Origin of the sequence: Spirillospora sp. NPDC029432, assembly GCF_040703975.1 — a bacterium.
Lineage (GTDB): Bacteria > Actinomycetota > Actinomycetes > Streptosporangiales > Streptosporangiaceae > Spirillospora.
The window spans coordinates 1-11,831 of the sequence record NZ_JBEZWH010000124.1; the positions used below are offsets into that span (position 1 = coordinate 1).

Annotated in this window: 10 protein-coding genes and 1 riboswitch; of the genes, 6 read left to right on the plus strand and 4 right to left on the minus strand. The window is 73.4% G+C overall.

The features are described from left to right. Positions 1–197: 197 nt before the first annotated feature. On the minus strand, positions 198–878 hold the full coding sequence (locus AB0881_RS40880; RefSeq protein ID WP_366626228.1) for a sigma-70 family RNA polymerase sigma factor: 681 nt from the start codon (positions 876–878) through the stop codon (positions 198–200). 71 nt (positions 879–949) lie between these two features. After that, complete coding sequence (thiC, locus tag AB0881_RS40885; RefSeq protein WP_366626241.1) at positions 950–2,713, minus strand: phosphomethylpyrimidine synthase ThiC; 1,764 nt, start codon at positions 2,711–2,713, stop codon at positions 950–952. Next, positions 2,714–2,825, minus strand: a riboswitch (TPP riboswitch). 106 nt (positions 2,826–2,931) lie between these two features. Between thiC and AB0881_RS40890 the strand changes: the two genes are divergently transcribed. Next, positions 2,932–4,155 carry an RNA-guided endonuclease TnpB family protein gene (locus AB0881_RS40890; RefSeq protein WP_366626230.1) on the plus strand — a complete coding sequence of 408 codons (1,224 nt, stop codon included), beginning with the start codon at positions 2,932–2,934 and terminating at the stop codon, positions 4,153–4,155. Positions 4,156–4,310: 155 nt separating this feature from the next. Next, positions 4,311–5,462, plus strand: coding sequence for a histidine kinase (locus tag AB0881_RS40895; protein WP_366626243.1), 1,152 nt, complete (start codon positions 4,311–4,313; stop codon positions 5,460–5,462). On the opposite strand, the gene AB0881_RS40900 is transcribed toward AB0881_RS40895, so the two are convergent. Continuing rightward, positions 5,441–5,962 carry an NUDIX hydrolase gene (locus AB0881_RS40900; protein ID WP_366626231.1) on the minus strand — a complete coding sequence of 174 codons (522 nt, stop codon included), beginning with the start codon at positions 5,960–5,962 and terminating at the stop codon, positions 5,441–5,443. The genes AB0881_RS40895 and AB0881_RS40900 overlap by 22 nt on opposite strands. Before the next feature lie 81 nt (positions 5,963–6,043). Between AB0881_RS40900 and AB0881_RS40905 the strand changes: the two genes are divergently transcribed. Next, positions 6,044–6,745 (plus strand): CDP-alcohol phosphatidyltransferase family protein, encoded by a 702-nt coding sequence (locus AB0881_RS40905; protein WP_366626233.1) that lies wholly within the window; start codon positions 6,044–6,046, stop codon positions 6,743–6,745. Continuing rightward, a complete protein-coding gene (locus tag AB0881_RS40910; protein ID WP_366626235.1) occupies positions 6,742–9,240 on the plus strand; it encodes a mannose-1-phosphate guanyltransferase in 2,499 nt (832 codons plus the stop codon). The genes AB0881_RS40905 and AB0881_RS40910 overlap by 4 nt, the downstream gene beginning before the upstream one ends. Positions 9,241–9,258: 18 nt before the next feature. On the opposite strand, the gene AB0881_RS40915 is transcribed toward AB0881_RS40910, so the two are convergent. After that, positions 9,259–10,611, minus strand: a complete 1,353-nt coding sequence (locus tag AB0881_RS40915) for a PLP-dependent aminotransferase family protein (protein WP_366626237.1) — start codon at positions 10,609–10,611, stop codon at positions 9,259–9,261. An 81-nt stretch (positions 10,612–10,692) separates the two neighbouring features. On the opposite strand from AB0881_RS40915, the gene AB0881_RS40920 reads away from it, so the two are divergent. Beyond that, positions 10,693–11,346 carry a LysE family translocator gene (locus tag AB0881_RS40920; RefSeq protein ID WP_366626238.1) on the plus strand — a complete coding sequence of 218 codons (654 nt, stop codon included), beginning with the start codon at positions 10,693–10,695 and terminating at the stop codon, positions 11,344–11,346. A 40-nt stretch (positions 11,347–11,386) separates the two neighbouring features. After that, on the plus strand, positions 11,387–11,773 hold the full coding sequence (locus tag AB0881_RS40925) for a hypothetical protein (RefSeq protein WP_366626240.1): 387 nt from the start codon (positions 11,387–11,389) through the stop codon (positions 11,771–11,773). Positions 11,774–11,831 lie beyond the last annotated feature (58 nt).

Here is an 11,831-nt window from a genome sequence, read left to right on the forward strand (position 1 = left end):
CGGAGAAGTGCCCGAGACCGGAACCGATCTCCAGCAGCGACCGGCCGACGTGCGGCGCGACCATGTCGTACTCGTACTTGCGGTAGTTGCGCGCGGCGGCCCAGACGGCGAGTGCCGTGTCCATGTCGGGATGCCCTCCCTCGCTCATGCCCGGCCCCCTCCCGAACGCGCGCCGCGCGAGCCCGCGCCGCCGGCGTTCACGAGGTGAGCCCTTCGCGCTCCAGGTCCCGCGCCAGCCGCGCCAGCGCGCTGCGGATCCGGGACTTGGCGGTGCCCTCGGGAATGCCCAGCGCCACCGCCACCTCACGGTAGGTGAGGCCCTGGTAGTAGGCGAGCTCCAGCACCTCCCGCAGCGGCGGCGGCAGCGCGTGCAGCCCGCGGCGCACCCCGCTCGCCAGCTCGCCCTCGATCACGTGCTCCTCGATCGAGGGCCGCCCGTTGCCCTCGCGCTCCACGATCGGCGGCGGCCGCCGGTGCCGGCTCTCCTTGCGCACCCAGTCGACCGCCCGCCGGTGCGCCAGCGTCGCCAGCCAAAGGCGCAGCGTGCCGCGCTCGGGATCGAACGCCAGCGGCCGCTCCCACAGCGAGACGAAGACCTCCTGCGTCACGTCCCCGGCGGCGTCGGCATCGGCGGTCACCCGCCGGGCCAGCCCGTACACCAGCGGCGAGTACAGGTCGTACGCCTCGCCCAGCGCGCCCTCGTCGCCGGCGGCGAGCCGGGCGCGCAGCTCCTGGTCGCGGGCGAGCGCGGCCCCTGGCGCGTCCACCGGCACCACCACCGTCCTGACCGTCCGCCGGTCCGCGCGCCGCACCGGACGGCGCCGCCCCATCTTCCCCCGTTCGCGCCCGTTCGCGTAGGCGTCCCGGAGGACGGGCACGGGGACGGCGCCGCCCGCGGCTGCGTCACCGCCGGTGAGCGGTCCTTTTGTGAGCGGACCCAGAAATCGGGTCAGTCGCCGGAACCGGCCACCGGAAGGTAGATCCGGCCGCCCGAGCCGGTGAACTCGGCCGCCTTGTCGCGCATCCCCGCGTCCAGCGCCGCCTCGTCCGGCAGCCCGCGCTCGGCGGCGTAGCGGCGCACATCCTGCGTGATCTTCATCGCGCAGAAGTGCGGCCCGCACATCGAGCAGAAGTGCGCGGTCTTGGCCGGCGCGGCCGGCAGCGTCTCGTCATGGAACGAGCGCGCCGTGTCCGGGTCCAGCGCCAGGTTGAACTGGTCCTCCCAGCGGAACTCGAACCGCGCGTCCGACAGCGCGTCGTCCCACGCCTGCGCCCCCGGATGCCCCTTGGCCAGGTCGGCGGCATGCGCGGCGATCTTGTACGCGATCATGCCCGCCTTCACGTCCTCGCGGTCCGGCAGCCCCAGATGCTCCTTCGGCGTGACATAGCAGAGCATCGCGGTGCCGTGCCAGCCGATCATCGCGGCGCCGATCGCCGAGGTGATGTGGTCGTACCCCGGCGCGATGTCGGTGGTCAGCGGCCCGAGCGTGTAGAACGGCGCCCCGTCGCACAGCTCCTGCTGCAGGTCCACGTTCTCCTTGATCTTGTGCATCGGGACGTGGCCGGGGCCCTCGTTCATCACCTGGTTGCCGTACTCCGCCGCGATCCGCGTCAGCTCGCCCTGCGTGCGCAACTCCGCGAACTGCGCCTCGTCGTTGGCGTCGGCGATCGACCCCGGCCGCAGCCCGTCGCCGAGCGACCACGTGACGTCGTACGCGGCGAAGATCTCGCACAGCTCCCGGAAGTGCGTGTAGAGGAAGTTCTCCTCGTGGTGGGCCAGGCACCACGCGGCCATGATCGACCCGCCCCGCGACACGATCCCGGTCTTGCGGCGCGCCGTCAGCGGCACGTACCGCAGCAGCACCCCGGCGTGCACGGTCATGTAGTCCACGCCCTGCTCGGCCTGCTCCACCACGGTGTCGCGGAAGATCTCGTACGTCAGCTCCGCCGGGTCCCCGCCGACCTTCTCCACCGCCTGATACAGCGGGACGGTCCCGACCGGGACGGGCGAGTTCCGCAGGATCCACTCCCGCGTCGTGTGGATGTCCCGCCCGGTCGACAGATCCATGATCGTGTCGGCGCCCCACCGGGTCGCCCACGTCATCTTCTCCACCTCGTCCTCGATCGACGAGGCCACCGCGCTGTTCCCGATGTTCGCGTTGACCTTCACCAGGAAGTTGCGCCCGATGACCATCGGCTCGATCTCGGGATGGTTCACGTTCGCCGGCAGCACCGCCCGCCCGGCGGCCAGCTCGGCCCGCACGAACTCCGGCTCCACGCCCTCGCGCAGCGCCGCGAACTCCATCTCCGGAGTGATCTCCCCGCGCCGGGCGTACGCCCGCTGCGTCACCGCCTCCCCGGTGGCCCGGCGCGGACGGCGCTCCGCGAACGCCGCCCGCTCCCGCATCGGATCGGCCGCCCCGCGCCCGCCGCGCCCATCGCGCCCGCCGCGCCCATCGCGCCCGTCGTCCTCCGGCCGCACCGCGCGGCCGTCGTACTCCTCGGTGTCCCCGCGCCCGGCGATCCACGCCCCGCGCAGCGGCGGCAGCCCCCGCCGCACGTCCGCCTCGTAGGCGGGATCGGTGTACGGCCCGGACGTGTCGTACAGCACCACGGCGCCGCCGTCCGTCAGCGTCACCTCCCGCATCGGCACCCGCACATCGGGCGCGGAGCCCTGCAGGTAGGTCTTGCGAGAAACGGTGGGGGTGCGCATGTCAGTCACCCGTTCACTCCCTTCGCCGGCATAACCCGGAGCAGGTTCTGGCGGTCAGCGGCCGTCCAGCCGCTATCTCAGCCCGGTTCGCCGGGCCCCCGCGTCACGTCGTGATCAACATAGCACTCCGTGCCATCGGGCCCCCGTGCACGCGATCGGCTACGCAGAGTTTTTAGGTTTCGCGGACAGTGATCATGATTCGAATGTATGTTCGCCATGTGCGGCTCAGATATAACTACCGGATCTACCCGACATGTGCTCAGCGACGGGCCTTGGCGCGGGCCTTCGGTTGTGCGCGGGTCGTGTTCAATGATGGTCTTGCTCTTCGCAATGCCGCGTACGAGGCCGGTCTGCCCTACATCTCGGACGCGGCTCTGTCCAGGCAGGTCATCACTCAGGCGAAGAAGTCCCCTGCGCGAGCATGGCTGGCGGAGGTGTCGGCGGTCGCCCTCCAGCAGGCGCTTGCCGATCTGAACGCGGCATACCGCAATTTCTTCGAATCCATCACAGGCCATCGCCGGGGACCCAAGGTGGAGCCGCCCAAACCTCGATCGCGAAAGAGCGCCCGACAAGCGATACGCCTCACCCGTGCCGGCTTCCGCCTGCGTTCGAACGGGCGTTTGTACGCAGCGAGGATCGGCGAAATATCTGTCCGCTGGTCCCGGCCGCTGACGTCCGAACCGACCTCGGTGACGATCATCAAGGACTCCGCGGGACGCTATTTTGCGTCATTCGTCGTGGATGTGGAGACGTCTCCGCTGCCTATGCGTACCGACGAGGTGGGGATCGACCTCGGTCTCACGAGCTTCGCCGTTCTCTCCACCGGGCACAAGGTGGCATCGCCCCAATATCTGCGTCGCGCTGAGAAGAGGCTTCAAAGTGCCCAGCGCGTGGTGGCTCGACGTCAAGAAGGTTCGAACAACCGGGCGAAGGCAGAGCGACGACTCGCCCGGCGGCATGCGAAGGTGGCGGATGCACGCCGGGATTTCCTCCACAAGCTCTCCACCGGAATCGTCCGCGACAACCAAGCGGTCTATGTGGAGAACTTGGCGGTGAAGGGTCTCGCCCGGGGACGATTGAGCAAGAGTGTGCACGATGCGGGATGGGCGACGTTCGTGGCGATGCTGGAGTACAAGGCGGAACGGGCGGGCCGATATATGGCCAAGATCGGCCGCTTCGAGCCGACCAGCCAGGTCTGCTCCGCATGCGGGGTGAAGGACGGGCCCAAGCCTCTCAGCGTGCGCAGTTGGACCTGCGTCGCATGCGGGGCCGAGCACGATCGTGACCACAACGCCGCACTGAACATCCTGGCCGCCGGGCGGGCGGACAGGCTAAACGTCTGTGGAGGCCGGATCGCGGTACGCGGTGGTCCTGCCCTTGAAACAGAAACCTCACGAGTGAGGACGTCAACCGGTCAGGTTCCAGCACTGGACGCCGTGTAGAGGAGGTCGCGGAGCCCGGGGAGGGTTCGCGCTCGCCATGCCCCGGAACGGGTGAAAGGGGTACCGGCTCGGGAGACCGGCGTGCCGATCGTGGAGGTGCCGGAGGAGGGGGTGCCTGCGGGGCGGGCGGGGGCTGCGGCAGACTTGGGCGGGTGATGATCAGGGGTCGCGGGGTGGACGCCCTGGCCGCCGCGGGGCTGGCGGCGGTCGCCGTGGGAGCGGCGGCGGAGTGGCCGGGAGTGCGGCCGCTGGATCCGGCCGGGGCGATGATGCTCGTGGCGGCGCACGTGCCGCTGGCGTGGCGGCGGCGCCGGCCGGGGGTCGCGCTGGCGCTGGTGGTGGCGCTGGCGCTGCCGTTCCACCTGCTCCAGTACCAGCATCACGCGGTGGCCCCGGCCGAGGTCTTCGCGCTGTTCACGTTCGCGGTCCTCGGGCGGCGGGTGCTGACGGTCCTGCTCGGCACGGCGGCGCTGCTGGCCGCCTGCGCGGTGATCTTCGCGATGGGGGCGAGCGGGCGGACCGGGCTGGAACAGGTCGGCGTGGTCGAGGCGATCGTCGCGGTGGTCGTCGGCGTGCAGGGCTGGCGGGTCCACAGGGCGCGGGTGGCGGCGATCACCGACCGGGCGGAGCGGGCCGAGCGGACGCGCGAGGAGGAGGCCCGCCGCCGGGTCGCCGAGGAGCGGCTGCGGATCGCGCGGGACCTGCACGACCTGCTCGCGCACAGCATCACGGTCATCGGCGTGCAGGCGGGCGCGGCCGCGCACCTGGTGAAGCGGGACGGGCCGGTGGACCGGGCCGGGCTGGCGGACACGCTGGACGGCATTGCCGCCACCTGCCGCGACGCCCGCACCGAGCTGCGGGCGACGCTCCAGGTGCTGCGGGAGACGGAGCCGGGGCCGCGCGCGGTGCCGCCGGGCGCGGCGGGGATCGCGGAGCTGGTGGAGGCCGCGCGGGCGGCCGGGCTGGACGCGGTGCTCGCCGAACGTGGCGAGGGCCGCGAGTCGCCCGAGGCCGGGATCGTGGCGTACCGGATCGTCCAGGAGGCGCTGACCAACGTGGTCAAGCACGCCCGCGCGACGGCCGTCGAGGTGTCGCTGGTGCGGGCGGACGGCGACCTGCGGATCACGGTGGCCGATAACGGCCGCGGCGCGGCGGGCGCGGCCGGCGGCGGGTTCGGGATCGTGGGGATGGCCGAGCGTGCCCGCAGCGTCGGCGGGACGGCCGAGGCGGGGCCGGGCCCGGACGGCGGGTTCACGGTGACCGCCGTGCTGCCGCTGGGCGCGGGTCAGCGGGCGGACGCCAGGTAGAGGAGGGCCGCCAGGCTGGACGAGGAGCCGATCTCACCGCGGGCGGCCAGCTCGGGGACCGAGGCCAGCGGGACCCACTCGATCCGCTCGGCCTCCACGTCGGTGGGGTCGCCCACGTGCTCGGCGCCGTCGGCGCGGTAGAGGTGGTGGACGCCGTCGTGCACGCCGGGGGAGGCGCGCACGTCCAGGAGGTGCTCCAGCGCGCCGGCCCGCCAGCCGGTCTCCTCCAGCAGCTCGCGGGCCGCGGCCGCGGCCGGGTCCTCGCCGTCCTCGACCCGGCCGCCGGGGATCTCCCAGCCCCACCGGTCGGTGATGAAGCGGTGCCGCCAGATCAGCAGCGCGCGGTCGCGGCCGTCGACGGCGACCACGCCGGCCGCGTTCCGGACCCGCAGGAGGTGGTGGTCGAAGCGGCGCCCGTCGGGCAGCTCGACGTCGGCCAGGCACACGTCCATCCAGGGGCTGCGGTAGACGTACCTCTCGCCGTGCAGGGTCCATCGCATGGCCCGCAGGCTATCGGCGGGCTTTACCAACCCTGACGATAGGGTCATGGTCATTGGGGGATAGGGGAGGCGATCGCGTCAGTGAGCCCTGATGTCGACAGGTCACCGGAGCCCGGCCGGGGCACTGTGTCGGGCCGGATCTGGACGGTGCCGAACGCGCTGAGCTTCGCGCGGCTGCTGGGGGTCCCGCTCTTCCTGTGGCTGGTGCTGGCCGAGGCCGACTGGTGGGCGCTGGGCCTGCTGGTGGCGGCGGGGCTGTCGGACTGGCTGGACGGCAAGCTCGCCCGGATGCTGAACCAGACCAGCCGGCTCGGCGTCGTGCTGGACCCGGCGGCCGACCGGCTCTACATCCTGGCGACGCTGATCGGGCTGACGGTCCGGGACATCATCCCGCTGTGGCTGGTGGTGCTGCTGGTGGGCCGGGAGGTCGCGATCACGCCGATCGTGCCGGTGATGCGCCGCCTCGGGTACGGGGGGACCCTGCCGGTGCACTTCATCGGCAAGGCGGCGACGATGTGCCTGCTGTACGCGTTCCCGCTGCTGCTGCTCGGCGGGCACGACGGCCCGGTGGCCACCGGCGCCCGGATCATCGGCTGGTCGTTCGCCATCTGGGGCACGGCCCTGTACTGGTGGGCGGCGATCCTGTACTGGGCGCAGACCCGCAGGCTCATCATCGAGCACCGCGCCGGGCCGCCCGAGCCGCCGCCCGATCCGCCCCGCGGCCCCCAGCCCGATCCCGACCCGTCGGCCGGCGACCAGAAGGGAGCGGAGACACCGCGATGAAGGCCGTTGTGATGGCGGGCGGCGAGGGGACGCGGCTGCGTCCGATGACCGCCAACCAGCCCAAGCCCCTGCTCCCGCTCGTCAACCGGCCGATCATGGAACACGTGCTGCGCCTGCTCAAGCGGCACGGGTTCGACGAGACCGTGGTGACCGTCCAGTTCCTGGCCGCGCTGATCCGCAACTACTTCGGGGACGGCGAGGAGCTCGGCATGTCGCTGAGCTACGCCACCGAGGAGATCCCGCTGGGCACGGCGGGCAGCGTCAAGAACGCGGCGGAGGCGCTGCGCGACGACCGCTTCCTGGTGATCTCCGGGGACGCGCTCACCGACATCGACCTGACCGACATGGTGCGCTTCCACCGGGAGAACGGGGCGCTGGTCACCATCGGCCTCAAGCGGGTCCCGAACCCGCTGGAGTTCGGCATCATCATCGTGGACGACGAGGGCCGCATCCAGCGCTTCCTGGAGAAGCCGACCTGGGGCCAGGTGTTCTCCGACACCGTCAACACCGGCATCTACATCATGGAGCCGGAGGTCCTCGACCATGTCGAGAAGGGCCGCTCGGTCGACTGGTCCGGCGAGGTGTTCCCCAAGCTGCTGGCCGAGGGCGCGCCGCTGTACGGGTACGTCGCCGACTGCTACTGGGAGGACGTCGGCACCCACGCCAGCTACATGAAGGCCCAGGCGGACATGCTGTCGGGGCTCGTGGACGTCGACCTGCAGGGGTTCGAGCTGTCGCCGGGCGTGTGGGTGGCCGAGGGCGCCGAGGTGGACGCCGAGGCGATCCTGAAGGGCCCGCTGTACGTCGGCGACTACGCCAAGGTCGAGGCGGGCGTGGAGCTGCGCGAGTTCACCGTGCTGGGCAGCAACGTGGTGGTGAAGGAGGGCGCGTTCCTGCACCGTGCCGTCGTGCACGACAACGTGTTCATCGCGCCGTCCACGAACCTGCGCGGCTGCGTGATCGGCAAGAACACCGACATCATGGCGGGCGCGCGGGTCGAGGAGGGCGCGGTCGTCGGGGACGAGTGCGTGATCGAGGCCGAGGCGTACGTCTCCAGCCAGGTCAAGGTGTACCCGTTCAAGACCATCGAGGCCGGCGCGGTCGTCAACACCAGCGTGATCTGGGAGTCGCGGGGGCAGCGCAACCTGTTCGGCCCGCGCGGGGTGTCCGGGCTGATCAACGTGGAGATCACCCCGGAGCTGGCGGTGCGGCTGGCCAGCGCGTACGCGACGACGCTGAAGAAGGGCACGGCGGTGGTGACCGGCCGGGACGCCTCGCGCGCGGCCCGGACGCTCAAGCGGGCGGTGATCAGCGCGCTGACGTCCAGCGCGATCGACGTCCAGGACCTGGAGGCGTGCCCGCTGCCGGTGGCGCGGTTCGAGACGGCGCGGGAGGACTGCGCCGGCGGGCTCTACCTGCGGACCACGCCCGGCGACCCGCAGGGCGTGGACATCATGTTCCTGGCGCCCGACGGCGCCGACCTGTCGCAGGCGGCGCAGCGCAAGCTGGAGCGGGTGTTCGGGCGGCAGGAGTTCCGGCGGGCGTTCCCCGGCGAGATCGCCGAGCTGACGTACCCGGCGCGCACGACCGAGACCTATGCCCGCGACCTGCTGCGGCGCGTGGACATGTCGGGGGTCCGCGAGGCCGGGCTGAAGATCGTGCTGGACTGCGCGGGCGGGACCGCGTCGCTGGTGCTGCCGACGCTGCTGGGCCGGGTCGGCGTGGACGTGCTGACCCGCAACAACCGGCTGGACGAGGCGAACCCGACCGAGACGCTCGCCGAGCGGATGCGCGACCTGCAGCGGCTCGGCGAGCTGGTGTCGTCGTCGCGGGCGGCGTTCGGGGTGCGGTTCGACCCGGTCGGGGAGCGGATCTCGCTGGTGGACGAGAGCGGCCAGCTGATCGGCGACGACCGGGCGCTGCTGGTGATGCTGGACCTGGTCGCGGCCGAGCGGCGCGGCGGCCGGGTGGCGCTGCCGGTGACGACGACGCGGGTGGCCGAGCAGGTCTGCCGGTTCCACGGCGTCCAGGTGGAGTGGACCTCGACCTCGCAGGACGTGCTGACGAAGGCCGCCGCCCGGCCCGAGGTGATCTTCGCGGGGGACGGCCGGGGCGGCTTCCTGATGCCCGAGTTCAGCCGTACGGTCGACGGCATCGCGGCGTTCGTCCGGCTGGTGGGCCTGGTCGCGCGGACGCGGCTGACGCTGTCCCAGATCGACCGCCGCATCCCCGAGGCGCACCTGCTGCGCCGCTCCGTGCCGACGCCGTGGGCGGCCAAGGGCGGGGTGATGCGGCACGTCGTGGAGGCGGCCGGCGACCGGACGATCGACACCACCGACGGGGTGCGGGTGGTGGAGGAGGACGGCCGGTGGGTGCTGGTGCTGCCCGACCCGTCCGACGCGGTGACGCACCTCTGGGCCGAGGGGCCGGACGCGGACGCGGCGCAGGAGCTGCTGGAGGAGTGGGCGGCGGTCGTCGAGCGCGCCGAGTCCTGAGGCGGGGCGGGCGGCGGCTCAGCCGGGCGCGGCGTCCGGCCCGCCGGACGCGAGGGCGGCGAGGGTGCGCAGGGCGCCGGCGAGCGCCTTGGGCGGGGGAGTGCCGAGGCCGACCCGGACCGCGTGCGGCGCGCTCGCCGGGACCACCGCGAAGGCGGCGGCGGGCGTGACGGCGATGCCGCGCCGCGCGGCCGCGGCGGCGAAGGTCTCGGCGCGCCACGGCGCGGGCAGTTCCCACCAGCAGAAGTAGGAGTGCGGGTGCGTGCGCACGCGCGGCGCGGGCTCGTGCGCGTCCGCGAGCGCCCGTGCGGCGATCCGCTGCCGCCGCGCCGCGTCGGCGCGCTTTGCCTCGGCGAGGGCGGCGACGGTGCCGTCCCCGATCCACCCGGTGGCGGCCTCCAGGGCGTACCCGGCGGGCGCCCAGGCGCCGGTGCGCAGGGCGGTGCCGACCCGGTCGAGCAGTGCCGGGGGCGCGACCGTGAAGCCCACGGCCAGCCCGGGCGCCAGCCGCTTGGAGAGGCTGTCGACGACGATCGTGCGGTCCGGGGCCCAGGCGGCCAGCGGCGGGGGCGCGGCGGCGTCCAGGAACGCCCAGATCGCGTCCTCGACCGCGTGCACGCGCAGCTCCTCCAGGACGGCGGCCAGCGCGGCCCGGCGTTCCGGCGGCATCGTCGTGCCGTACGGGTTCTGCACGGTGGGCTGGACGTACACCGCCTGGAACGGCGCGCGGCGGTGGGCCTCGGCGAGGGCGCCCGGGACGAGGCCGTGCGCGTCGGCGGCCACGGGCACCAGCGTGATGCCGAGGCGCGCGGCGACGGACTTGGCGAGCGGGTACGTGAGCTCCTCGACGGCCAGCCGCCCGCCGGTGGGGACCAGCGCCGACACCGCGCCCGCGATCGCCTGCCGCCCGTTCCCGGTGAAGAGCACCTGCTCCGGCGCGGGCTCCCAGCCGGGGCGGCCGAGCAGGGCGGCGGTCGCGGCCCGTGCCGCGGGCGTCCCGGCGGGGCCCACCGGGCGCAGGGCGGTGCCCAGCACGTCGGGGCGCAGCAGCCGGCCGAGCGAGGCGGCCATGCGCTCGGCCAGCCCGTCCACCACGGGGTGCTGCAGCTCCAGGTCGATCCGCGTCCCGGCGGGCTCGGTCAGCGCGGGCGCCGCGGCGGGGGCGGCGGCGCGGACGAACGTGCCGCGGCCGACCTCGCCGACCACCAGCCCGCGCCGGGCCAGCTCGCCGTAGACGCGGATGGCGGTGGAGTTGGCGATGCCGTGCCGGCGCGCGAAGGCACGCTGCGGCGGCAGCCGGTCGCCGGGCCGCAGCCGTCCCGCCGCGATGTCGGCCGCCACCGCGTCGGCGACCCGCCGGAAGTCGTCCATCGCCCTCGCCTCCATCGACATTGCACCGAGATCAATTCACTCTATTGCACCGAGAATACTGGGCGCTTTACGGTGATTCGCATGGTTTCGCTGACCGCAGTCGCCGGTATCGCCGTCATCGCGCTGGGACTCGTCCTGACCCCCGGGCCGAACATGATCTACCTGGTGTCCCGCACGCTGACGCAGGGCCGCAGGGCCGGCCTCATCTCGCTGTGCGGGGTCGCGACCGGGTTCGTGGTGTACGTGATCGCCGCCACCGCCGGGCTGACCGCCGTCTTCGCGCTGGTGCCGGCCGTCTACACCGCCCTCAAGCTGGCCGGCGCGGCGTACCTCCTCTGGCTGGCCTGGCAGGCGCTGCGCCCCGGCGGGCGGGCGGCGTTCGCCCCGCGGGAGCTCCCCGCCGACCCGCCCCGCCGGCTGTACACGATGGGGCTGCTCACCAGCCTGCTCAACCCCAAGATCGCGATCCTGTACGTGTCGCTGCTGCCGCAGTTCGTCGACCCCGGGCGCGGCAGCGTGGCGCTGCAGAGCCTGCTGCTGGGCCTCACCCAGATCACGATCGCGATCACCGTCAACGGCCTCATCGCCATGGGCGCCGGAACGATCGCCGGGTTCCTCGCCGAGCGGCCCCTGTGGCAGCGCGCCCAGCGCTGGCTGATGGGCTCGGTCCTGGCCGGGATGGCGGTGCACCTCGGCCTCGACCGCTCCCGCGCCGCCGCCACGGCCGTCCCCTGACCTGCGCCGGGGATTTGGCGCGGCTTGCCATGATGGGCCGGTGACAGACGGACGCGAGGGGCGAGAGGGGCCGCCGGAGCCCGGGGAGCGGGAGCGGGCGGGGTGGCGGCGTCCCGACGCCTCCATGTCGCTGCTGTCGGACCTGATGGCCGGCAGGGCGGCGGACCCCGGCTACGCCGCGGCCGCCGCCCGCCGCGCGGCGGCCGGGGAGGCGGGCGCGCGGCGCGGGCCGCTCGCCCGCGCCGGCGTCCCGCTGGCGCTGGTCCTGACCGGCCTGCTCATCGTGGCCGCCGGGGCCGAGGTCCGGCGCAGCGAGCCCGTGGCGGCCGAGCGGCGCTCCCGGCTGATCGAGGAGATCCGCCTGCGCACCGCCCACTCCGACGCCCTCCAGCGCCGCCTGGACACGGGATCTTCGTGCCGATCGTGATCGCGGAGATCCGGTCGGCGAGCCGCTGCACCTGCGCCTTGCCGGTCTGGGCCTCCTC

Bases quoted from the DNA above. Each gene is read 5' to 3' on its own strand.
- thiC (WP_366626241.1), bottom strand. From the start codon at position 2,713: ATGCGCACCCCCACCGTTTCTCGCAAGACCTACCTGCAGGGCTCCGCG.
- AB0881_RS40900 (WP_366626231.1), bottom strand. From the start codon at position 5,962: ATGCGATGGACCCTGCACGGCGAGAGGTACGTCTACCGCAGCCCCTGG.
- AB0881_RS40920 (WP_366626238.1), top strand. From the start codon at position 10,693: ATGGTTTCGCTGACCGCAGTCGCCGGTATCGCCGTCATCGCGCTGGGA.
- AB0881_RS40895 (WP_366626243.1), top strand. From the start codon at position 4,311: ATGATCAGGGGTCGCGGGGTGGACGCCCTGGCCGCCGCGGGGCTGGCG.
- AB0881_RS40910 (WP_366626235.1), top strand. From the start codon at position 6,742: ATGAAGGCCGTTGTGATGGCGGGCGGCGAGGGGACGCGGCTGCGTCCG.
- AB0881_RS40915 (WP_366626237.1), bottom strand. From the start codon at position 10,611: ATGGACGACTTCCGGCGGGTCGCCGACGCGGTGGCGGCCGACATCGCG.